A 23659-nucleotide genomic window follows, 5' to 3' on the forward strand; every position below is an offset into this window, starting at 1 on the left:
GAGCCTAGGCGAGGTACCGAGTGGTGGGGCAAGAGCCTTTTGGTTACTTTGGGGCTTTTCCAAAGTGACCCGCCGTAAGGGCGGAACCCATAGCGGCCGTGACCGCAGCAACGGATATGTACTCGCTCAAAGCCAACGACATGGTCGGCCCGAAGGCCGCCACGGCAGCAAGCGCCCTCGCCACAGACCACAGAAAATTGTGTAGATACCCATGCTCAGCGGGCGTCACTTGCACCACCTGGGCTTTCTCTTCTGCACAAACGCCTGCGTCCCCTCAATCCCTTCCGCACTGGTCACCGCCTCGGCAAACCACTGCGCCGCCTGGTCCAGCAGCGGCCCCAAGGGCTGCTCCACGCTGGCCAGCAACAGCGCCTTGGTACGCGCGTTGGCGCCCGGCGCGCAGCGCAGCACCTGCCCCAGCACCTCATCCAGACGCTCCGCCAACGCCTGCGGGTCGGTCTCGGTGAAGTGCACCAGCCCCAGCCGTTGAGCTTCCAACCCATCGAACCGCGCCGCCGTCAGCGCCAGTCGCCGCGCCTGGGTCAGGCCGATACGCTTGGCCACAAACGGCGCAATCTGTGCCGGCAGCAACCCCAGGCTGGTCTCCGGCAAACCGAACTGCGCCTGGTGATCGGCAATCGCGATGTCACTCACGCAGGCCAGGCCAAACCCGCCGCCCAGCACCGCGCCTTGCAGCACCACGATGACCACTTGCGACACGGCTTCCACCGCTTGCAGCAACGTGCCGAAGGCCCGGTTCAGGGCCTGCAATTGATCGCCGGCGCTGACCAGGTCCTTCACATCGGCACCGGCGCAAAAATGCCCGCCTGCGCCGCTGATCACCACGGCGCGCACCTGGCTGTCCAACCCGGCCAGCACCGCGCGCAGTTCGTTGACCATTTCCAGGCTCATGGCATTGCGGCATTCGGGCCGGTTGAGGGTGATGTGCAACACGCCGTTGTGGGGTTCGAGCAGCAGGGTATTCATGGCTTTTTCCCCGGCAAAGTGCCCATCAACTTGCAGATGATGCCCAGCATGATTTCATCGGCACCGCCGCCAATCGACACCAGGCGCACATCGCGATAAGCGCGGGCCACCGGGTTGTCCCACATGAATCCCATGCCGCCCCAGTACTGCAGGCAACTGTCGCTGACTTCGCGGCCAAGGCGCCCGGCCTTGAGCTTGGCCATGGAGGCCAGGCGGGTCACGTCCTGGCCCTTGATGTACTGTTCGGTGGCCTGGTAGACCAGTGCGCGCAGGCATTCGATTTCGGTGGCCAGTTCGGCCAGGCGAAAGTGAATCACCTGGTTGTCGATCAGCGCCTTGCCGAAGGTCTGGCGTTCCTTGCAGTACTCGACGGTACTGTCGATGCAATACTCCAGGCCCTTGATCATATTGGCCGCGCCAAACAGGCGTTCCTCCTGGAACTGCAGCATCTGCATCATGAAACCCGCGCCTTCATGGCCGATGCGATTGCGCTGGGGTACGCGCACGCCGTCGAAGAACACCTGGGCGGTCTCGGAGCTGTGCATGCCGAGTTTTTCCAGGGGCGGGCTGACGCTGATCCCTGGGGTGTTCATCGGCACCATGATCAGCGACTTGTTGATATGCGGCTTGTCGTCGGAGGTGTTGGCCAACAGGCAGATAAAGTCGGCGCTGGGCGAGTTGGTGATCCACATTTTGCTGCCGTTGATCACATAGTCGTCGCCGTCCTTGCGCGCATGGGTCTTGAGCCCGGCTACGTCGGAGCCGGCGCCGGTTTCCGAGACACCGATGCAACCGACCTGCTCGCCGCTGATGGCCGGGCGCAGGAATTCGTCGCGCAATTCATCGGAACCGAAGCGGGCGAGGGCGGGGGTGCACATATCGGTCTGCACGCCGATGGACATGGGTATGCCGCCGCAGCGGATGGTGCCGAACTCTTCGGCGGCGACGATCGAGTAGCTGTAGTCCAGGCCCATGCCGCCGAATTGCTCCGGTTTGGAAATCCCCAGCAAGCCGAGGTCGCCGGCCTTGCGGAAGATGTCGTGGATGGGGAAGTGCCCGGCCTTTTCCCATGCGTCCACATGGGGGTTGATCTCGCGGTCGACGAAGGCACGGACGGTGCGGCGCAGTTCCTGATGTTCCTGGGTGAAGATCATTGTTCTTGTTCTCCGGTTAGAAGCGCGCGATGCCGAAGCTGTTGGGCTGCAACTCGCGGACGTCGGCCTCGTGACAGATGTCCAGCAGAAAGCCGAGTAAGGTACGGGTATCCCGTGGGTCTATCAGCCCGTCATCCCACAGGTTCGCGCTGCCATAGAGGGCGGTGGACTGGCTGTCGAGTTTTTGCGCGGTGACCTGTTCGAGCATGTCCAGCACCTTGGGATCCGGCACCAGGCCGTCTTTCAGCTGCTTGGCCTCGGTGACGATCCGCAGCACCTTGCCCGCCTGGGCACCGCCCATCACCGCCGTGCGGCTGTTGGGCCAGGCGAAGATAAACCGCGGGTCCAGGCCGCGACCGCACATTGCATAGTTGCCGGCGCCGTAGGAGCCACCGACCACCACCGTGAGTTTAGGCACCCGTGCGTTGGCCACCGCCTGGATCATCTTCGCGCCATGCTTGATCACCCCTTGCTGCTCCGCTTCGGTACCCACCATGAAGCCGGTGGTGTTGTGCAGGAACAGCAGCGGTGTGCGGCTCTGGTCACACAGCTGGATAAACTGCGCCGCCTTGCTCGCGCCCTTGGGCGTGATCGGGCCGTTGTTGCCGATCACGCCGACCGCGCGGCCCTGGATGTGCAGATGGCCGCAGACGGTATGGGCGTCGAACGCTGCCTTGAACTCGAGGAACTGCGAACCGTCGGCCAGGCGCGCGAGGATTTCGCGCACGTCGTAGGGCTTTTTCGGGTCAGCGGGGATCAGCCCCAGCAGGTCGTCGATGGGGTACAGCGGCTCGGCGTAAGTGCGTTTGGGCGTCAACGGCAGGCGCTCATCCCAGGGCAACAGGCTGACGATTTCACGCACGATGCGCACGCCATCGGCGTCATTTTCCGCCAGGTATTCGGCAGTGCCGGCGATCTGTGCATGCATTTCGGCGCCGCCCAATTCTTCATCGGTGGCGACTTCACCGGTCGCCGCCTTGAGCAGCGGCGGGCCGGCAAGGAACAGCTTGGCCTTGCCGCGCACCACCACCACGTAATCCGACAGTCCTGGCTGGTACGCGCCCCCCGCCGTGGCCGAGCCGTGCACCACGGTGATCTGCGGCAAGCCAATGGCCGACATGCGCGCCTGGTTGGCAAAGCTGCGCGCGCCTTCGACGAAAATCTCCGCGGCATAGTTGAGGTTGGCGCCACCGCTTTCGGCGAGGGTCACCACTGGCAGTTTGTTGTCCATGGCGATCTGTTGCAGGCGCAGGGATTTTTTCAGGCCGGAGGGCGAAACGGTGCCGCCCTTGATCGCGCTGTTATTGGCCACCACCAGCATGCGCACGCCGCTGACGTAGCCGATGCCGGCGATCAGCCCACCGCCGGCGGCGCTGCCGTCCTTGTCATCATGCAGCTTGTAGCCGGCCAGGCTCGCCAGTTCCAGGAACGGCGCGCCAGGGTCCAGCAGCAGGTTGAGGCGCTCGCGGGGCAGCAGTTGGCCACGTTTTTCGAACTTGGGCCTGGCCTCCTCGGCCTTGCTCAGCAGGGTCTGTTCCAACTGGCGCAGGTGTTGGATGCCTGCCAGCATGGCGGCGCGGTTCTGGGCGAACTGCGGGCTGTGGGGATCGATCAGGCTGTCAATCAGCGGCATGGTTTATTGCTCCGCCTTGTGTCGCGGCCGCTGACGATCACGGTGTGACCCAGGAACAGGCCGGCTTTGAAGATCGAGTCGAAGGCCACGGCAATGCTCCGTTACGTGAGTTGATCGGCGATGTGTTGCGGCACAGCGATGGGGATTTCCAACAGCTGCTGGGCGAAGGCCTTGCCCTGGGGGTCGATGCGCAGGCTGGCGATGCCGCCGCCGCCCAGGGCGTTTTCCAGCAGGAAATTGAGGCTGTGGCTGCCGGGCAAATACCAGCGTTCTACGCGGCCGTGCACGGGGTCGAGCACGTGGCCCATCCAGTCGACGAGCACCTCTGGCGTCAGCGCTTCGGCAATCCACGGCAGGTACTCGGGGGCGCGGGCGATGACCCCGATATTGCTGTGGTTGCCCTTGTCGCCGGAGCGTGCCACGGCGAGTTTCACCAACGCCACGCTGGCGTCGGCGCGGCCTTGGGGTTTGGGCGGATCCATCGGGGCGGCAGGCAGGATCGGCGCGTCGGCGATGGGCAGCGTGCAGACGTGGCGTTGGCCCTGGAAGTCGACTACCACCTCGCAGGCGGCCTTATCGATCAGGAACGAGAACAAGCGGATCAGCGAGTACACCGTCGGCCGCCCGCCGACAATCCCGGTCAGCCCCGGCGCCATGCCCGTGGCCGCCTGGGCGATCTCGCGGGCGAACAGCACCAGCGCCGGTTTGCTCGGGTGGCGCACCGCCAGCTTGACCACCACCTCGCGGCAGTCGTGGCGCAGGGCGCGGGGGCCATACGTCGCTTCGCTGCCCAGCAGTTCGATATTTACGTCGGTGTAGGGCGCCCAGCCGCGCTGGCTGAACAGTTCCGAGGTCTTGTTGATGATCGCCTGGCTGACCCGCTCGGCCTTGGCCACCGCGTCTATCCCGGCGATCAGGCAACTGGCGGTGCAGCGAAAGCCTTCCGGGTACGTGGCGCTGACCTTGTACTGGTGCGTTGGCGGCAACCCCTTGGCGCCGTGCAGGCGTACGCAGTTTTTGCCTTGCTGCTGCAGCTTCACCTGGCTGAAATCGCAGATCACATCGGGCAGCAGATACGCGTGAGGGTCGCCGATTTCATACAGCAGTTGTTCGGCCACGCTCAGTTCGCTGATCAGGCCACCGCTGCCCTCGACTTTATTGACCGTGAACTGGCCATCGGCATTGACTTCGACGATGGGGAAGCCGATGTGCTCGTAGTCGGGCACGTCGCGCCAGTCGGTGAAGTTGCCACCGGTACACTGCGCGCCGCATTCGATGATATGCCCGGCCAGCGCGGCCTGGGCCAGGCGGTCATAGTCCTGCCACGACCAACCGAACTCATGCACCAGCGCCGCGCTGACCACCGAGCTGTCGACCACCCGGCCGGTGATGACGATGTCCGCGCCCAGTTGCAGCGCCTGGGCAATGCCCGGTGCGCCGAGGTAGGCATTGGCCGATACGCACAGGGGCGGCAGCGGCGCGCCGTTGAACATGTCGGTGATGCCGTGCAGGTGCTTGAGCCGGGGGTGCAGGTCATCGCCCAGCAGCACGGCGATTTTCAACGGCACCTGGGCTTTATCGCAGGCAGCTTGCAGGGCGGCGGCGCAGGCCTGGGGGTGGATGCCGCCGGCATTGCTGATCACGCGGATGCCCTGGCGCTGGATCTCGGCCAGCAGCGGTGTGAGCACCTCGACGAAATCCGTGGCGTAGCCGGCCTGGGGATCTTTCATCCGTGCACCGGCGAGGATCGACATCGTGACTTCCGCCAGGTAGTCGAACACCAGGTAGTTCAGCTTGCCGCCGTGCACCAACTGCGCGGCGGCGCTGCAGGTGTCACCCCAGAAGGCGCTGGCGCAGCCGATACGAACCGTCTTGCTCATGAGAAATCCTTCCTCGAATGGCTGGTAACGAGACTACCAAGCAAGCGCTTGGTTTGTAAACTCCGGTCACAAGTTTTGCCCAAGCGCTTGCTTGGGTGACTGGCACGGCCTAAATTGCCGGCCAAGACGTCAGTAGAAGTAGAGGAGAGCAGCATGGATGAGCACAAAGCCCTGCGGGTGATGCGCACCATGGTCGACGGCGGCCAATTGACCGACCCCGACAGTGCCCGGGGCAAGTTGCTGCAAACCGCGGCGCACCTGTTTCGCAACAAGGGCTTTGAACGCACCACCGTGCGTGACCTGGCCAGTGCCGTGGGCATCCAGTCCGGCAGTATCTTTCATCACTTCAAGAGCAAGGACGAGATCCTGCGTGCGGTGATGGAGGAAACCATCCACTACAACACGGCCTTGATGCGTGCCTCGCTCGAGGAGGCGAACACCGTACGTGAACGTGTGCTGGCGCTGATTCGCTGCGAATTGCAGTCGATCATGGGTGGCAGCGGCGAGGCCATGGCGGTGCTGGTGTATGAATGGCGTTCGCTCTCGGCCGACGCCCAGGCCCAGGTGCTGGCGCTGCGCGATGTGTATGAAGACATTTGGCTGCAGGTGTTGGGCGAGGCCAAGGCGGCAGGTTACATCAAGGGCGATGTGTTTATTGCGCGACGCTTCCTCACCGGGGCCTTGTCCTGGACCACCACCTGGTTTCGCGCCGAGGGCAACCTGACCCTGGAGCAATTGGCCGAAGAAGCCTTGTTGATGGTTTTGAAGGCCGATTGAGGCGCAAGCTATTAATTTGCCGGTGGAAAGTTGTCTAGCTGGACAAAAACGCCTAGCTTATCGACATCGATGTATTGAACGGTGTGTGCCTTGATGTTTTCGCCATGGCGGTTGGCTGCAGGACTTACTTTATGGGCACTCGGCACCGCAGCGTGGTTGCCGGCTTCGGCTGCGCAACTGGTGCGCATCGGCGCGGCGCATTTTCCGCCCTACACCGTGCGCCCGGAGCAAGGCGCCGACACCGGTCTGTTGCCGCAACTGGTGGAGGCCCTGAACGCCTCGCAAACCGACTACCAGTTTGTGCTGGTACCCACCTCCATCCCTCGGCGTTTTCGTGATTTCGAACAAGGCCGTATCGACATGGCCATCTTCGAAAATCCCGATTGGGGCTGGCAGAAGGTTGCCCACACCAGCATCGACATGGGCCTGGAAGACGCGGAAATCTTCGTCGCCCAGCGTGAGCCCGGTCGAGGCCAGGACTATTTCGCCGACCTTGCCGGGAAACGCCTGGCGGTGTTCAGCGGCTATCACTACGCCTTTGCCAACTTCAACCCCGACCCCAAGTACTTGGCCGAGCACTTCAACGCCACCTTGACCTATTCCCATGACAGCAACCTGCTGATGGTTGCGCGCGGGCGTGCGGACATCGCCTTGGTAACCCGTTCGTACCTGAGTGACTTCATGGTGCGCAATGCGGATATGGCCGGGCAGTTCCTGGTCTCGGAGCGCATCGACCAGGTCTATCACCACTACGCGTTGCTGCGGCCCAAGGCGCCGATCACGGGCGAGGCGTTTTCGGGGTTGCTCAAGCGACTGCGCGATAGCGGCGAGATGCTGAAGATTTTCGAGCCGTATCGTATTGATGTGATGCCTGTGCCCTGATCTTGGCTCGGATGAGTGCGGCTGTGGTTCGGGTTTTGGTTGTGGTGAGCGGGGCTTGCCCTAATGCCAGTCAGTTAAGGCTTTTTGTAGGAGCGAGCTTGCTCGCGAAAAACTCACAGGCGCCGCGTTCATTCAGGAAGCACGCGTTATCGTTGACGTTTTTCGCGAGCAAGCTCGCTCCTACAGGAGGCGATGTACGCTTAACTGACTGGCATTAGGGCTTGCCCGCTCACCACAACAAGCCCTTTCACCTCAATCACACCCGCCGTGCAAACGTATCGCTATGGTTGCCGGACACCTTGCGGCAGTGCACCAGCGCATCGCGAATCATGAAGTTCACCAACGTCGGTGAAACCCCCAGTTCCTTGGCAATGTCCTTTTGCGGCACACCGTGCAGGCGGTACATCTCGAACGCGTAGCGGGTGCGCTGGGGCAACTCCGTCAGGGCGTCGGCGATGTTTTCCAGGGTGTTGAAATTGATGTGGGAGGTTTCCGGTGAAGCGCCGTGAATGACCACATTCAAGCCTTCCTCTTCCGTCCCGGAATATTTGAGTTCCAGGGCCTGCTTGCGGTAGTGATCGATCGCCAGGTTGCGCACGATCTGGAACAGATAACTCAGTTGGGCCTTGAACGATGACGTGATCGTCGGCGCCGATTGCAGGCGGAAGTAGGCATCCTGCACTACATCCTCGGCGCGGGAGCGGCACCCGGTAATACGTGCCGCAATCTTCACCAGAATCAGTCGATTGTCGACAAATGCCTGGAGAAGTGGTGAGTCGCACCTGCCTGTGGATACTTGTTCCGTCATGGAAATCACCTTGTCGCAAAAGAGGTTAGGGGAGGGCGTCCTTGCTGAGGCCTCCTACACATCGGGCAACAAATTATGCTGAATGATAATGATTGTCAAATGAGAAGGCGAACTAATCTTATGCTTTCTTGTTTGGTGTGAACCACGTCTCGCAGGTACCCGGCGACTAATTATTTGCCGGTGCCGTCCGTTCTTCTGGGTGACAGGGTCGCTAGTCAAGCGGCCAAGGATCAGCACCCGCAGGAGGACGACATGGGTTTTTATCGTGCACACAGCGTGTTTCAGTTTGGAGTCGTCGCTGGATGACTACGCCGACTCGACTGCGCCTGTTCTGCCTGCCCTATTCGGGCGCCAGCGCCATGGTTTACGCACGTTGGCGCCGCACGTTGCCGGAGTGGTTGCAGGTGTGTCCGCTGGAACTGCCTGGGCGGGGCATGCGCATGGACGAGCCCCTGCAGCGCGATATCAAGGCCTTGGCGGCGCAGCTCGCGGAGGAAATCAGTCGCGACTTGAGCGGCCCTTACGCGTTGTTCGGCCATAGTCTCGGCGGCCTGCTGGCCTTTGAATTGGCCCACGCGTTAAACGCACGAAATGTCCCTGCGCCGCTGGCGCTGTTCGCCTCCGGCACGGCCGGTCCGGCTCGCCGCGATGTCAGCGAATACGCCATCGAAAAGACCGACGCGCAACTGATCGCCCGCCTGCGCGAACTGCAAGGCACCGCCGAAGAAGCCCTGGCCAATCCCGAGCTGATGCAGTTGATGCTGCCGATCCTGCGTGCCGACTTCCTGCTGTGCGGCAGCTTCACCTACGGCGAGCGCAAGCCGCTGGACCTGCCGATCCATGTGTTCGGCGGCAAGCAGGACAGCGTGCGCGCCGACCAGTTGCTCGACTGGCAGCTCGATGCCGCCAGCGGTTTTTCCCTGGACATGTTCGACGGCCACCACTTCTTCCTTATCCAGCACGAAAACGCCGTATTGCGCTGCGTGCGGCGCTATGCCGACGAACACCTGGCCCGCTGGCGCATTGGCGCGGCGCGGCAATGCGCCGCCGGCTGATCGCTCTCCCATTCCCGAATTTCCCGTAAGCCGATTTCAGGCAGGAACCCCATGATGGACGCCTTCGAACTTCCCCGCACCCTGGTCGAGTCCCTTCAACGTCGCGCCGCCCAGGCCCCGGACCAGGTCGCCCTGCGCTTCCTCGCCGAGTCGGCCGAGCACAACGTGGTACTCAGTTACCGTGACCTGGACCAACGCGCCCGCACCATCGCCGCCGCCCTCCAGGCCAATGCGGCACAGGGCGACCGTGCGGTGCTGCTGTTCCCCAGTGGCCCGGACTACGTCGCGGCGTTCTTCGGCTGCCTGTACGCCGGGGTGATCGCGGTGCCGGCCTATCCGCCGGAGTCCACCCGCCGTCATCACCAGGAGCGTTTGCTGTCGATTATCGGTGACGCCGAACCGCGTCTGTTGCTGACCATCGCCAGCCTGGCCGATGGCCTCGCGCAGATCGAAAACGCGCCGCCGGTGCTGAGTGTCGACACCCTCGACGCACAGATCGCCAGCGCCTGGAGCGCCCCCGACCTGCACCCCGACGACATCGCCTTCCTGCAATACACCTCCGGCTCCACCGCGTTGCCCAAGGGCGTGCAAGTCAGCCACGGCAACCTGGTGGCCAACGAAGTGCTGATCCGGCGCGGCTTTGGCATCGACCTGAACCCTGACGACGTGATCGTCAGCTGGCTGCCGCTGTACCACGACATGGGCCTGATCGGTGGCCTGCTGCAACCGATTTTCAGCGGCGTGCCGTGCGTATTGATGTCGCCGGCCTATTTCCTCGGCCGGCCGCTGCGCTGGCTCGAAGCGATCAGCGAATACCGCGGCACCATCAGCGGCGGGCCGGATTTCGCCTACCGCCTGTGCAGCGAGCGGGTCAGTGAGTCGGCCCTGGAACGCCTGGACTTGAGCAACTGGCGCGTGGCCTATTCCGGCTCCGAACCGATCCGCCTCGATACCCTCGAGCGCTTCGCCGAGAAGTTCGCCGCCTGCGGGTTTACCTCGGATAGTTTCTTCGCCTCCTACGGCCTGGCCGAAGCCACCCTGTTTGTCGCCGGCGGCCGGCGTGGCCATGGCATCCCGGCGCTGCGCGTCGACGAGCAGGCCCTGGCCGCCAACCGCGCCGAGCCGGGGCAGGGCAGTGCGATCATGAGTTGCGGCACCTCCCAGCCGGAACACGCGGTGCTGATCGCCGACCCGCACACACTGAGCGAGCTGGCCGACAACTGCGTCGGCGAACTCTGGGCCAGCGGCCCGAGCATCGCCCACGGCTACTGGCGCAACCCGGAGGCCAGCGCCAAGACCTTCGTGCAGCATGCCGGCCGTACCTGGCTGCGCACCGGTGACCTGGGCTTTATCCGCGAGGGCGAGGTGTACATCACCGGTCGCCTGAAAGACCTGCTGATCGTGCGCGGTCATAACCTGTACCCCCAGGACATCGAACAGACCATCGAGCGTGAAGTGGAAGTGGTGCGCAAGGGCCGGGTCGCGGCGTTTGCGGTGAATGACAACGGCCTGGAAGGCATCGGTATCGCCGCGGAAATCAGCCGCAGCGTGCAGAAGATCCTGCCGCCTGAAGCGCTGATCAAAGCCATCCGCCAAGCCGTGGCCGAGGCCTATCAAGAAGCGCCGTGCGTGGTGGTGCTACTCAACCCCGGCGGCCTGCCCAAGACCTCAAGCGGCAAGGTGCAGCGTGCGGCGTGCGCGCTTCGGCAGGCCGACGGCAGCCTCGACTGCTACGCGCAGTTCCCCGATCTGCACGCCCAGGCGAGCGCTGTTGTGCTGGAATCCGAACTGCAAAGCCGGATCGCCGCGATCTGGTGCGAGCAGTTGCAGGTTGCCACGGTGGCGGCCGATGACCACTTCTTCCTGCTCGGCGGCAACTCCATCACCGCCACTCAGGTGGTGGCGCGCCTGCGGGAAACCCTCGGCCTGGAGCTGAACCTGCGCCTGCTGTTCGAGGCGCCGACGCTGTCCGGGTTCGCCGCCGGCGTGGCGCAACTGCAACAGGACGGCGGCATTGCCCAAGGTGCGATCCGCCCGTTGTCGCGCCAGGACGAACTGCCCCAATCCCTGGCCCAGAACCGCCTGTGGATCACCTGGCAACTGGACCCGCAAAGCAGCGCCTACACCATCCCCGGCGCCCTGCGCCTGCGTGGCGAGCTGGATGAAGACGCGCTGCGCTCGAGCTTCCAGCACCTGATCCAGCGCCACGAAGCCTTGCGCACCCGCTTCTATGAGCGCGATGGCCAGGGCTTCCAGCGTGTGGAGGCCAACAGTGATTTCGACCTGCAGGTTATCGATCTCAGCGACTTGCCCGTCGCCGAGCGTGAAGCCCGCGCACAACAGATCCGTGAGGATGAAGCCCACACTCTGTTCGACCTGGAAAAAGGCCCTCTGCTGTGGGTGACCCTGGTGCGCCTGGACGAGGACGATCACCAGTTGCTGGTGACCCTGCACCACATCATCGCCGATGGCTGGTCGTTGAATATCCTCATCGACGAGTTCTCGCGCCTGTACGCCGCCGCAAGCCAGGGCCAGGCCCTGGTGTTGCCGCCACTGGCCTTGCAGTACGCCGACTACGGCAGCTGGCAGCGCCAATGGCTGGCCGACGGTGAAGGCCAGCGCCAACTGGCGTACTGGAAAGCGCAGTTGGGCGACGAGCATCCGACCCTGAGCCTGGCCACCGACCACCCGCGTGCGGCCCGGCAACGCCACAGTGCGTCGCGCCATAGTGTGCGCCTGAGTGTCAGCCTCAGCGAGGCGATTCGCCAGACCGCCCAGACCCACGAGTCCACGCCGTTCATGCTGTTGCTGGCGGCGTTCCAGACCTTGCTCTACCGCTACAGCGGCCAGCGCGATATCCGCATCGGCGTGCCCAACGCCAACCGCCCGCGCCAGGAAACCCAAGGCCTGATCGGCTTCTTTATCAACACCCTGGTGCTGCGGGCCGAGCTGGACGGGCGCCGGCCTTTCACTGAGCTGCTGGCCGCCACCCGCCAGACTGCATTGGGCGCCCAGGCCCATCAGGACCTGCCCTTCGAGCAACTGCTGGAAGCCTTCCCGCAAGCCCGCGAACAAGGCCTGTTCCAGGTCATGTTCAACCACCAGCAACGTGACCTCAGCGCCTTGCGCCGCCTGCCGGGCATGCTCGCCGACGAGCTGCCCTGGCACAGCCGCGAAGCCAAGTTCGACCTGCAGCTGCACAGCGAAGAAGACCGCAACGGGCGCCTGAGCCTGTCCTTCGACTACGCCGATGAACTGTTCGACACTGCGACCATCCAGCGCCTGGCCGAGCACTTCATCCACCTGTTGCAAGCGGTCTGTGAGCAACCGCAGCAAGCCCTCGGCGACATCCAGCTGATGCAGCAGGATGAACAGCAAACGTGGTGCCAGGCGCCGTGCGCACCCGCTCAACAATGGCTGCCCGAACTGCTCAACCAGCACACCTCGGACAACACCGCGCTGGTTTGGCAGGACGGCAGCCTGACCTTCGCCCAACTGCACACCCAGGCCAACCGCCTGGCCCATTACCTGCGCGACAAAGGCGTCGGCCCGGACGTGTGCGTAGCCATCGCCGCCGAGCGTTCGCCGCAGTTGCTGGTGGGCCTGCTGGCGATCATCAAGGCCGGTGGCGCCTATGTGCCGCTGGACCCGGATTACCCTGCCGAGCGCCTGGCCTACATGCTCAAGGACAGCGGCGTGCACCTGCTGTTGACCCAGACCGCATTGCTGGACCGCGTACCGAGTGCCGAAGGCGTGTGCGTGATTGCCATGGACAGCCTGCACCTCGACAGCTGGCCGACCCAGCCGCCCGGCCTGCACCTCGATGGCGACAACCTCGCCTATGTGATCTACACCTCCGGCTCCACCGGCCAGCCCAAGGGCGTGGGCAATACCCATGCGGCCCTGGCCGAGCGCTTGCAGTGGATGCAGGCCACCTATCAACTCAATGACAGCGACGTGCTGATGCAAAAGGCACCGATCAGTTTCGACGTGTCGGTGTGGGAATGCTTCTGGCCGTTGATCACCGGTTGCCGCCTGGTGCTGGCCGGTCCTGGCGAGCACCGCGATCCGCACCGCATCGCGCAGTTGGTGCAGGCGCACGGCGTGACCACGCTGCACTTTGTGCCGCCGCTGTTGCAGCTGTTTATCGACGAACCGCTGGTGCCCGAGTGCACCAGCCTGCGTCGCCTGTTCTCTGGTGGCGAAGCCTTGCCCGCCGAGTTGCGCAATCGCGTATTGGCGCAGTTGCCGGCGGTGCAATTGCACAACCGCTATGGCCCGACCGAGACCGCGATCAACGTCACCCACTGGCAGTGCCGCGCCGAGGATGGCGAGCGCTCGCCGATTGGCCGGCCGCTGGGCAATGTGATCTGCCGCGTGCTGGACGAGCAGCTCAACCCGTTGCCGGCCGGTGTGCCGGGCGAACTGTGCATTGGCGGCATCGGCCTGGCGCGCGGTTACCTTGGGCGTGCCGGTTTGACCGCTGAGCGCTTTGTCGCCGACCCGCTGGGCGAGGCGGGCGCGCGCCTGTATCGCACCGGTGACCGCGCACGCTGGAGCGCCGATGGCGTGCTCGAATACCTCGGCCGTCTCGATCAGCAGGTCAAGCTGCGTGGCTTCCGGGTGGAGCCGGAAGAAATCGAAGCGCGCCTGCTGGCCCTGGACGGTGTCGCCCAGGCCGTGGTGCTGGTGCGTGACGCGCAGTTGATCGGTTACTACACCGCCCATGCCGCCCTCGACGAACAGGACGTCAAAGCCGCCCTGGCCGCCGAGCTGCCGGAGTACATGGTGCCCGCGCAACTGATGCGCCTGGACGCGATGCCCCTGAGCCCCAGCGGCAAGCTCGACCGTCGCGCATTGCCGGCGCCGGTGTGGCAAACCCGCGAACACATCGAGCCCGAAACACCGTTGCAGCAGCAGATTGCAGCGATCTGGCGCGAAGTACTCGGCTTGGCAACAATCGGCCTGCGCGATGACTTTTTCGCCCTCGGCGGCCACTCGCTGCTGGCCACGCAAATCATCTCCCGCACCCGCCAGGCCTGCGACGTCGAGCTGCCGTTGCGCACCTTGTTCGAAGCCAGCGAACTGGGCGCTTTTGCCGAGCAAGTCGGCCTGATCCAGGCCAGCGGCCAACGCAACCAGCAAACCGCAATCGCCACCGTCGACCGCAGCCTGCCGGTGCCGTTGTCGTATTCCCAGCAGCGCATGTGGTTCCTCTGGCAGATGGAACCGGACAGCCCGGCCTACAACGTCGGCGGCATGGCGCGCCTGCGTGGCGTGCTGGATGTGGGGCGTTTCGAGGCGGCGTTGCAGGCCTTGATCATGCGCCACGAAACCCTGCGCACTACATTCCCGAGTGTCGACGGCGTGGCCTATCAAAAGGTCTCGGCGCAGACCGGCCTGCGCATGGACTGGCAGGATATGTCGGCGTTGAACGAAGGCGAGCGCGAGCAGCGTTTGCAGCAACTGGCCGACCACGAGGCGCACACCCCGTTCAACCTGGAAACCGGGCCACTGCTGCGTGCGTGCCTGGTCAAGGCCGGTGAGCGGGAGCACTACCTGGTGCTGACCCTGCACCATATCGTCACCGAAGGCTGGGCCATGGACATCTTTGCCCGTGAACTCAGCGCGCTGTACGAAGCCTTTATCGATGAGCGCCTGTCGCCGCTGGCGCCGTTGCCGGTGCAGTACCTGGATTACAGCGTGTGGCAACGCCAGTGGCTGGAGTCCGGCGAACGCCAACGCCAATTGGACTACTGGACCGCGCAACTGGGCAACGAACACCCACTGCTCGAATTGCCCGGCGACCGCCCACGGCCACCGGTGCAAAGTCACCGGGGCGAGCTGTACCGCTTCGACCTCAGCGACGATCTGGCCGCCCGTGTGCGTGCCTTCAACGCCGAACGTGGCCTGACCCTGTTCATGACCATGACCGCCACCCTGGCCGTGCTGCTCTACCGCTACAGCGGCCAGACCGACCTGCGTATCGGCGCGCCGGTGGCCAACCGCATTCGCCCTGAAAGCGAAGGGCTGATCGGCGCGTTCCTCAACACCCAGGTGCTGCGTTGCCAGCTCACGGGGCAGATGAGTGTTGCCGAGCTGTTCGAGCAGGTCCGTCACACCGTGATCGAAGGCCAGTCCCATCAGGACCTGCCGTTCGACCATCTGGTGGAGGCCCTGCAACCGCCACGCAGCGCGGCGTACAACCCGTTGTTCCAGGTGATGTGCAACGTGCAGCGCTGGGAATTCCAGCAGAGCCGCCAACTGGCCGGCATGACCGTCGAATACCTGGCCAACGATGCTCGCGCGACCAAGTTCGACCTCAACCTGGAAGTCACCGACCTCGACCACCGCCTGGGTTGCTGCCTGACCTACAGCACCGATTTGTTCGATGAACCGCGCATCGCGCGCATGGCCGAGCATTGGCGCAACCTGCTCGAAGCGTTGATCGCCAACCCGCAACAACGCCTCAGCGAACTGCCGTTGCTGAGCGCCACCGAGCAACGCGCGTTGCAGGACAGCCTGGGAGTGGAGGCGGGCGAGCATCGTCTCGACCAGTGCCTCCAGCAACTGTTCAGCCAGCAGGCGCTCAAGCGTGGCGATGCCCCGGCGCTGACCTTTGCCGGTGTGACCCTCACCTACGCTGAACTCGACGCCCGCGCCAACCGCCTGGCCTGGATGCTGCGCGAGCGCGGCGTGGGCCCGCAGGTGCGGGTCGGCCTGGCGCTGCCGCGCTCGCTGGAAATGGTCATCGGCCTGCTGGCGATCCTCAAGGCCGGTGGCGCCTATGTGCCGCTGGACCCGGAATACCCGCTGGACCGCCTGCACTACATGATCGAAGACAGCGGCATCGGCCTGTTGCTCAGCGATGCGGCGATGTTCGACGCCCTTGGCGAATTGCCGGCGAGCGTGGCCTGCTGGTGCCTGGAAGATGACTTGCCGGTGCTGGCCAATTACCCGGCCGGCGAGCTGCCGTTTATCAGTTTGCCGCAACATCAGGCCTACCTGATCTACACCTCCGGTTCCACCGGTAAACCCAAGGGTGTGGTGGTGTCCCACGGTGAAATCGCCATGCATTGCCAGGCCGTGATCGAGCGCTTCGGCATGCGCCCGGACGATTGCGAGCTGCATTTCTATTCGATCAACTTCGACGCCGCCACCGAGCGTTTGCTGGTGCCGCTGCTCAGCGGTGCCCAGGTGGTCCTGCGCGCCCAGGGCCAGTGGGATGCCGAGGAAATCTGCGGGCTGATCCGTACCCATGGCATCACCATCCTTGGTTTTACCCCGAGCTACGGCAGCCAGTTGGCGCAGTGGCTTGCGACCCAGCACCAGACCTTGCCGGTGCGCATGTGCATCACCGGCGGCGAAGCGCTGACCGGCGAACACTTGCAGCGTATCCGCGCGGCGTTCCAGCCCGAGGTGTTTTTCAATGCCTATGGGCCGACCGAAACCGTGGTCATGCCCCTGGCCAGCCTGGCGCCGCAGCAGTTGGAAGAGGGCGCCGCCAGCGTGCCGATCGGCAGCATCATCGGCGACCGCGTGGCCTATATTCTCGACGCCGACCTGGCCTTGGTGCCGCAAGGCGCGACCGGCGAGTTGTATGTGGGCGGCGCCGGTCTGGCCCAGGGTTACCACGAACGTCCGGGGATGACGGCCGAACGGTTTGTCGCCGACCCGTTTGCCCGCCAGGGCGGTCGCCTGTATCGCACCGGCGACCTGGTGCGTCAGCGCGCCGATGGCCTGGTGGAGTACCTGGGGCGTATCGATCACCAGGTGAAGATTCGCGGTTTCCGTATCGAACTGGGCGAGATCGAAACCCGCCTGCTGGAGCACGCAGCCGTGCGCGAAGCGGTGGTGCTGGCGCTGGATTCGCCGAGTGGCAAGCAACTGGTGGCGTACCTGGTCAGCGACGCCGACCACGGCACCTTGCGTGAGGCGCTCAAGGCCCATCTCAAGGCGCAACTGCCGGACTACATGGTGCCCGCGCACCTGATCGTACTCGACAGCATGCCGCTGACCGCCAACGGCAAGCTCGACCGCCGCGCCCTGCCGCAACCCGATCCCGAGGCCAATCGGCAACAGTACGTGGCGCCGCGCAACGAGCTGGAAAGCACCTTGGCAGCGATCTGGTGCGCGGTGTTGAACGTGCAGCAAGTCGGCCTCGACGATAACTTCTTTGAACTGGGCGGCGATTCGATCCTGTCGATCCAGGTGGTCAGCCGCGCGCGGCAGGCGGGGATTCATTTCAGCCCTCGCGACCTGTTCCAGCACCAGACCGTGCAAACCCTGGCCGGGGTGGCCACGCGCTCCGAGCAGGTCAGCGCCGAGCAAGGCGTGCTCACCGGCGCTTCGGGCCTTACACCGATCCAGCACTGGTTCTTTGACACCGATATCCCCGCGCGCCAGCACTGGAACCAGGCGCTGGTGCTCAAGCCGCTGCAACTGCTCGAGCCTCATCGCCTGGAGCAAGCGCTGCTGGCGGTACTCGAACACCACGACGCCCTGCGCCTGAGCTTTACCCGGCGCGATGCGCAATGGCATGCCGAACACCTGGCCGTGCCGAAAGGCGGCGTGCTGATGCAGGCGCAAGTGCGCGACATGCAACAGTGCACCGCGCTGTTCACAGACACCCAGCGCAGCCTCGACCTGCAACACGGCCCGCTGGTGCGCGCCTTGCTGGTGGATGGCCCCCAAGGCCAGCAACGCTTGCTGATCGCGATCCATCACCTGGTGGTGGACGGTGTGTCGTGGCGCGTGTTGCTCGAAGACCTGCAAAACGTTTACCGCCAGCTCAGCGACGGCCAGTCCGTCAGCCTGCCGGCCAAGACCAGCGCCCTGCGCGATTGGGCCGCGCGCTTGCAGGCGTATGCCGGCAGCGAATCCCTGCGTGAAGAACTGAGCCTGTGGCAGGACCGGTTGGCCGGCTCTGACGCGGCATTGCCCGTGGCCCGCCCGCACGGTTCGCTGCGCAACCGTGATGCCGATACCGTCAGCGTGCGCCTGGGTGCCGAACACACCCGCCAGTTGCTGCAACAGGCGCCGAGCGCCTACCGCACCCAGGTCAACGACCTGCTGCTGACCGCCCTGGCCCGTGTGCTGTGCCGCTGGAGCGGGCACGGGTCGGCGCTGATCCAGCTCGAAGGCCATGGCCGCGAAAGCCTGTTCGACGACATCGACCTGACCCGCAGCGTCGGCTGGTTCACCAGCGCTTACCCGCTGCGCCTGACCCCGCAAACCGGGCAGGGCGATTCGATCAAGGCGATCAAGGAACAGCTGCGTGCGGTGCCCCATAAAGGTTTGGGCTATGGCGTGCTGCGTTACCTCGCCGATGACCTGTGCAAACAGAGCATGGCCGCCTTGCCGAGTGCGCAGATCACCTTTAACTACCTTGGCCAGTTCGACCAAAGCTTCGGCGCCGATGCACTGTTCCACCCACTGGACGAATCGGCGGGCCTGGCCCATGACCCGGATGCGCCGCTGCCCAACGAACTGAGTGTGGACAGCCAGGTGTACGGCGGCGAACTGGTGCTGCGCTGGACCTTCAGCCGCGAACGCCACGACCCACAGGCCATCCAGGACCTGGCGCAGGCCTACCTGGCCGAACTGCATGCGTTGGTCGCCCATTGCCTGGAGGACAACGCCGGCGGCCTCACGCCGTCCGACTTCCCCCTGGCGCACTTGAGCCAGTCGCAACTCGACAGCTTGCCGGTACCGGCCAGCGCCATCGAAGACGTGTACCCGCTGACCCCGATGCAAGAGGGCCTGCTGCTGCACACCCTGCTGGAACCGGGCACCGGCCTCTACTACATGCAGGACCGCTACCGCATCAACAGCGCTCTGGACCCCGAGCGTTTCGCCCAGGCCTGGCAAGCGGTGATCGCTCGCCACGAAGCCTTGCGCGCCTCGTTCTGCTGGAACGTCGGCGAAGACATGCTGCAAGTGATCCACAAGCCGGGCAGCACGCCGATCGAGTACCTGGATTGGAGTGCCGACCAGGAAAGTGAACAGGAACCGCGCCTGCAAGCGCTGCTCAAGGCCGAACGCGAAGCCGGTTTCGATCTGCTCAACCAGGCGCCGTTCCACCTGCGCCTGATCCGCGTCGGTGAAGCGCGCTACTGGTTCATGATGAGCAACCACCACATCCTGATCGATGCCTGGTGCCGCTCGCTGCTGATGAATGACTTCTTCGATATCTACATGGCCCTTGGCGAAGGCCGTCAGGTGCAGCTGGCCACGCCGCCGCGCTACCGCGACTACATCGCCTGGCTGCAACGCCAGAACCTGGCCGAAGCACGCCAGTGGTGGCAGCAGAACCTGCAAGGGTTCGAGCGCACCACGCCGATCCCCAGCGACCGGCCGTTCCTGCGCGAACATGCCGGCCACAGTGGCGGGATGGTGGTGGGTGACTGCTACACCCGCCTCGACGCCCGTGACGGTGCGCAACTTCGCGAACTGGCCCAGGCCCATCAACTCACCGTCAACACCTTTGCCCAGGCGGCCTGGGCCTTGGTGCTGCGACGCTTGAGTGGCGAGCGTGACGTGCTGTTCGGCGTCACCGTGGCCGGGCGCCCGGTGGAAATGCCCGAGATGCAACGCACCGTCGGCCTGTTTATCAACAGCATCGCGCTGCGGGTGAAGCTGCCCGAAGACGATCAGCGTTGCAGCGTACGCCAGTGGTTGAACGCGTTGCTCGACAGCAATATGCAACTGCGCGAGTACGAATACCTGCCGCTGGTGACGATCCAGGAACACAGCGAACTGCCCAAGGGCCAGCCGCTGTTCGACAGCCTGTTCGTGTTCGAAAACGCCCCGGTGGAAGTCTCGGTGCTGGACCGCGCCCACAGCCTGAATGCCACCTCGGACTCCGGCCGCACCCACACCAATTTCCCGCTGACCGCCGTGTGCTACCCGGGGGATGACCTCGGCCTGCACCTGTCCTACGACCAGCGTTACTTCGATGAAACCACCGTGCAGGGCATGCTCGGTGAATTCAAGCGCCTGCTGCTGGCGCTGGTGCAGGGCTTCCATGGTGACATGGCCGACCTGCCACTGATGGGCGAACAGGAACGCGCGTTCCTGTTGGACGGCTGCAACCAGAGCGAACACGCCTACCCGCTGGAACGCAGCTATATCGAGTTGTTCGAAGCCCAAGTGAGCGCGCATCCGCAGCGCATCGCCGCCCGTTGCCTGGACCGGCAATGGACCTATGACGAGCTGAACCGGCGCAGTAACGGCCTGGGTCATGCATTGATTGCGGCGGGCGTCGGCCTGGACCAACCGGTGGCGTTGCTGGCCGAGCGTAACCTCGACCTGCTGGGCATGATCATCGGCAGCTTCAAGGCCGGTGCCGGTTACCTGCCGTTGGACCCGGGCCTGCCACGCCCGCGCCTGAGCCGCATCATCGACCTGAGTCGCACACCGTTGCTGGTCTGCACCGAGGCGTGCCGCGAGCAGGCCATCGAGCTGCTGGACGGCGTCGACTGCCAGTTGCTGGTGTGGGAGGACGTGCCTGCCCGTGGGGAAAATCCGGGCATCTACAGCGGCCCGGACAACCTTGCCTACGTGATCTACACCTCGGGCTCCACCGGCTTGCCCAAAGGCGTAATGGTCGAACAGCGCGGCATGCTCAATAACCAATTGAGCAAGGTGCCGTATATGGACCTGACGCCAGCGGATGTGATCGCCCAGACCGCCTCGCAAAGCTTCGATATTTCCGTGTGGCAATTCCTCGCCGCGCCGCTGTTCGGCGCACGGGTGGATATCGTGCCGAACAGCATCGCCCACGATCCGCAGGGCTTGCTGGCCCATGTGCAGGCACACGGCATCACCGTGCTGGAAAGCGTGCCGTCGCTGATCCAGGGCATGCTTGCCCAGGATCGCATCAACCTGGACGGTTTGCGCTGGATGCTGCCGACCGGTGAAGCGATGCCGCCGGAGCTGGCGCACCAGTGGTTGTTGCGTTACCCGGAGATCGGCCTGGTCAACGCCTACGGCCCGGCGGAATGTTCGGACGATGTGGCGTTCTTCCGCGTCGACCTGGCGTCTACCCGTGGCACTTACCTGCCGATTGGTACGCCGACGGACAATAACCGTTTGTACGTGGTGGATGGCGCGCTGGAATTGGTGCCCCAGGGGGCGGTCGGTGAGTTGTGCGTGGCCGGCACCGGGGTGGGCCGTGGGTATGTCAGCGATCCGCTGCGCACCGCCCAGGTGTTTGTGCCGAACCCGTTCGGCGCACCGGGAGAGCGCCTGTACCGCACCGGCGACCTGGCACGGCGGCGCAGCGATGGCGTGCTGGAGTACGTCGGGCGTATCGACCATCAGGTGAAGATTCGCGGCTACCGCATCGAGCTGGGTGAAATCGAAGCGCGCCTGCACGAACATCCGCAAGTGCGCGACGCGGCAGTGGGCGTGCAGGAAGGCGTCAACGGCAAGCATCTGGTGGGTTACCTGGTGGCCGCCGATGAGAGGCTGAATCCGGGCGAACGCCTGGACCGCATCAAGCAACGCCTGCGCGCCGAACTGCCGGAGTACATGGTGCCGCTGCACTGGCTATGGCTCGAGCGCCTGCCGCTCAACGCCAACGGCAAACTCGACCGCAAGGCCCTGCCGGAACTGGAGATCGGCCAGTTGCACAGCCAGGACTACCTGGCACCACGCAACGAACTGGAAAACACCTTGGCCGCGATCTGGGCCGAGGTGCTGAAAGTCGACAGGGTCGGCGTGCAGGACAACTTCTTCGAACTGGGCGGCCACTCGTTGCTGGCCACGCAGATTGCTTCGCGCGTGCAGAAGACCCTGCAGCGGGATGTGCCGCTGCGTGCGATGTTCGAATGCAGCACGGTGGCGGAGTTGGCCGCGTACATCGAGGGGCTGGCGGCCAATGAGATCAGTGCGGAGAAGGTGGATCGGTTGAGTGATTTGATGGCGGAGTTGGAGGGGCTATAATTTTCGCTGGGGTTGAGGGCCTCATCGGTATCTACACAACGTTCAGTGGTCTGTGCCTCAACACTCGGCATCTCGCCTAGGCTCGGTGTGCCCTCACTCCGGCTTTGGAGCGTGGGCCGCCATGCCCAAAGCCTGTGTTCGGCCAGCGTGTTTGACGGGGCGATTTGAGATCAAAAGCCAAAGCGCGGCGGCCTTAGAGCCGACCGGTTTTTTGTCTGATGTACTGGGTTAAAAATGTGGGAGGGGGCTTGCCCCGGTACAAACCGGGGACATCGTTTACATTTCTAACCGGGGACATGGTTTACAGGCTAATACGCATGATCAGGAGGTAACTGATCATGCCCTGGAACCAAGAGTCCCCCATGAATCAAAGAATCAAGCTGGTAGCTGATTGGCTTTCTGGCAACTTCACCAAAAGCCAGTTGGCACGCCGCTTTGACGTTAGCCGACCTACCGTCGATAAGTGGATTGCCCGGCACGACGGCGATTTGAGGTCTTTATCCGAACTGTCCCGGCGACCTCACAACAGCCCAAATAAAACCGACGACGAGATTTTGGCCCGTGTAGTCGCGATGAAGGAGGCTCACGATAAATGGGGGCCGAAAAAGCTTCTCGAGCTATTACGGCTGGAAGATCCCTCCGTCACCTGGCCCTCTCCAAGTACGGCCGGTCAATGGCTTGACCGACTTGGGCTCGTCAAAAAGCGGCGCTTCAAACGCCGACACAGCATTTCCCACGCACAAATGCGAAAGGCCGACGAACCTAACAAGACGTGGTGTGCTGACTACAAAGGGCAGTTCAAGATGCTTAATGCTCAGATGTGCTTCCCTTTGACCGTCACAGACCATGCGTCGCGGCTGATTTTAGCGTGCAGGGCCCATCCCAAGATCATGACCCAGCCTGTAAAACAGGCCTTTGAGAGGCTTTTTCAGGAGTACGGCATGCCGGAAGTTATCCGTTCGGACAACGGGGTACCGTTCGCCTCTCCTGGCCTGGCAAGAATATCCACACTGGCAGTTTGGTGGATTCGGCTGGGTATTTATCCCGAGCGAACCATGCCGGGAAGACCCGCCCAGAATGGTCGCCATGAACGAATGCACCGTAGCTTGAAACTTGAGTTGCCCTTAGGGAAAAACTTAGTCGAGCAGCAGCTTTTGCTGGAGCATTTCAGGCATGAGTTTAATTACGTACGCCCTCACGAAGCGCTCGGCATGAAACGTCCGGGAGACTTGTATGTGCCGTCCACCCGAATTTATCCAGGATGCTTGCCCGATGTGGAATATCCGGCAGAAATGAAAGTTCGAAGCGTCAGGCAGGACGGATCGATCAAGTGGAACGGCAAGTTGGTATTTATCAGCGAGGCGCTGTCCGGGGAAAGGATAGGGCTCAAAGAAGCTGAAGATGAAGCTTGGGATTTGTACCTGTGTGATTATCCCTTGGGGAGGCTTGGACGAGGTATGACCCGCGTCCAGGCCTCAAATGTGTAAACGATGTCCCCGGTTTCAGATGTAAACGATGTCTACGGTTCTACACCC

The 23659-nt window shown here is 63.7% G+C and carries 10 protein-coding genes; 5 read left to right on the forward strand and 5 right to left on the reverse strand.

Annotated elements, in window-relative coordinates; genetic code table 11:
• Positions 1 to 225 precede the first annotated feature (225 nt).
• The 4 genes from BFP99_RS23310 to BFP99_RS23325 all read right to left on the reverse strand — a co-directional run bounded on the left by BFP99_RS23310 (position 226) and on the right by BFP99_RS23325 (position 5654).
• Positions 226 to 987, reverse strand: a complete 762-nt coding sequence (locus BFP99_RS23310; protein ID WP_065948325.1) for an enoyl-CoA hydratase/isomerase family protein — start codon at positions 985 to 987, stop codon at positions 226 to 228.
• Positions 984 to 2141, reverse strand: a complete 1158-nt coding sequence (atuD, locus tag BFP99_RS23315) for a citronellyl-CoA dehydrogenase (RefSeq protein ID WP_065948326.1) — start codon at positions 2139 to 2141, stop codon at positions 984 to 986. The genes BFP99_RS23310 and atuD overlap by 4 nt, the downstream gene beginning before the upstream one ends.
• A gap of 16 nt (positions 2142 to 2157) precedes the next feature.
• On the reverse strand, positions 2158 to 3774 hold the full coding sequence (locus BFP99_RS23320) for an acyl-CoA carboxylase subunit beta (protein ID WP_065948327.1): 1617 nt from the start codon (positions 3772 to 3774) through the stop codon (positions 2158 to 2160).
• A gap of 101 nt (positions 3775 to 3875) precedes the next feature.
• Positions 3876 to 5654 carry an acyclic terpene utilization AtuA family protein gene (locus BFP99_RS23325; protein WP_065948328.1) on the reverse strand — a complete coding sequence of 593 codons (1779 nt, stop codon included), beginning with the start codon at positions 5652 to 5654 and terminating at the stop codon, positions 3876 to 3878.
• A gap of 153 nt (positions 5655 to 5807) precedes the next feature.
• Here BFP99_RS23325 and BFP99_RS23330 point away from each other — a divergent pair, with 153 nt between their 5' ends.
• On the forward strand, positions 5808 to 6431 hold the full coding sequence (locus BFP99_RS23330) for a TetR/AcrR family transcriptional regulator (RefSeq protein WP_065948329.1): 624 nt from the start codon (positions 5808 to 5810) through the stop codon (positions 6429 to 6431).
• A gap of 93 nt (positions 6432 to 6524) precedes the next feature.
• Positions 6525 to 7313, forward strand: coding sequence for a substrate-binding periplasmic protein (locus tag BFP99_RS23335; protein WP_065927222.1), 789 nt, complete (start codon positions 6525 to 6527; stop codon positions 7311 to 7313).
• A gap of 256 nt (positions 7314 to 7569) precedes the next feature.
• Here the strand turns inward: BFP99_RS23335 and BFP99_RS23340 are convergent, their stop codons facing one another.
• A complete protein-coding gene (locus BFP99_RS23340) occupies positions 7570 to 8121 on the reverse strand; it encodes an RNA polymerase factor sigma-70 (RefSeq protein WP_027603895.1) in 552 nt (183 codons plus the stop codon).
• Positions 8122 to 8423: 302 nt separating this feature from the next.
• On the opposite strand from BFP99_RS23340, the gene BFP99_RS23345 reads away from it, so the two are divergent.
• From BFP99_RS23345 to BFP99_RS23355, 3 genes are all read left to right on the forward strand, one after another.
• Positions 8424 to 9176: a thioesterase II family protein gene (locus tag BFP99_RS23345; protein WP_065948330.1), complete on the forward strand. Its 753-nt coding sequence runs from the start codon at positions 8424 to 8426 to the stop codon at positions 9174 to 9176.
• Positions 9177 to 9227: 51 nt separating this feature from the next.
• On the forward strand, positions 9228 to 22124 hold the full coding sequence (locus BFP99_RS23350; RefSeq protein WP_065948331.1) for a non-ribosomal peptide synthetase: 12897 nt from the start codon (positions 9228 to 9230) through the stop codon (positions 22122 to 22124).
• A gap of 338 nt (positions 22125 to 22462) precedes the next feature.
• The gene (locus BFP99_RS23355; protein WP_065924691.1) at positions 22463 to 23611 is read left to right on the forward strand and encodes an integrase core domain-containing protein; all 1149 of its coding nucleotides are present in this window, start codon (positions 22463 to 22465) and stop codon (positions 23609 to 23611) included.
• Positions 23612 to 23659: the final 48 nt, after the last annotated feature.

Source organism: Pseudomonas sp. 1 R 17 (assembly GCF_900067035.1).
GTDB classification, from domain to species: domain Bacteria; phylum Pseudomonadota; class Gammaproteobacteria; order Pseudomonadales; family Pseudomonadaceae; genus Aquipseudomonas; species Aquipseudomonas marginalis.

Bases quoted from the DNA above. Each gene is read 5' to 3' on its own strand.
- BFP99_RS23340 (WP_027603895.1), bottom strand. From the start codon at position 8,121: ATGACGGAACAAGTATCCACAGGCAGGTGCGACTCACCACTTCTCCAG.
- BFP99_RS23355 (WP_065924691.1), top strand. From the start codon at position 22,463: ATGCCCTGGAACCAAGAGTCCCCCATGAATCAAAGAATCAAGCTGGTA.
- BFP99_RS23320 (WP_065948327.1), bottom strand. From the start codon at position 3,774: ATGCCGCTGATTGACAGCCTGATCGATCCCCACAGCCCGCAGTTCGCC.
- BFP99_RS23345 (WP_065948330.1), top strand. From the start codon at position 8,424: ATGACTACGCCGACTCGACTGCGCCTGTTCTGCCTGCCCTATTCGGGC.
- BFP99_RS23330 (WP_065948329.1), top strand. From the start codon at position 5,808: ATGGATGAGCACAAAGCCCTGCGGGTGATGCGCACCATGGTCGACGGC.
- atuD (WP_065948326.1), bottom strand. From the start codon at position 2,141: ATGATCTTCACCCAGGAACATCAGGAACTGCGCCGCACCGTCCGTGCC.
- BFP99_RS23350 (WP_065948331.1), top strand. From the start codon at position 9,228: ATGATGGACGCCTTCGAACTTCCCCGCACCCTGGTCGAGTCCCTTCAA.
- BFP99_RS23310 (WP_065948325.1), bottom strand. From the start codon at position 987: ATGAATACCCTGCTGCTCGAACCCCACAACGGCGTGTTGCACATCACC.
- BFP99_RS23335 (WP_065927222.1), top strand. From the start codon at position 6,525: ATGTTTTCGCCATGGCGGTTGGCTGCAGGACTTACTTTATGGGCACTC.
- BFP99_RS23325 (WP_065948328.1), bottom strand. From the start codon at position 5,654: ATGAGCAAGACGGTTCGTATCGGCTGCGCCAGCGCCTTCTGGGGTGAC.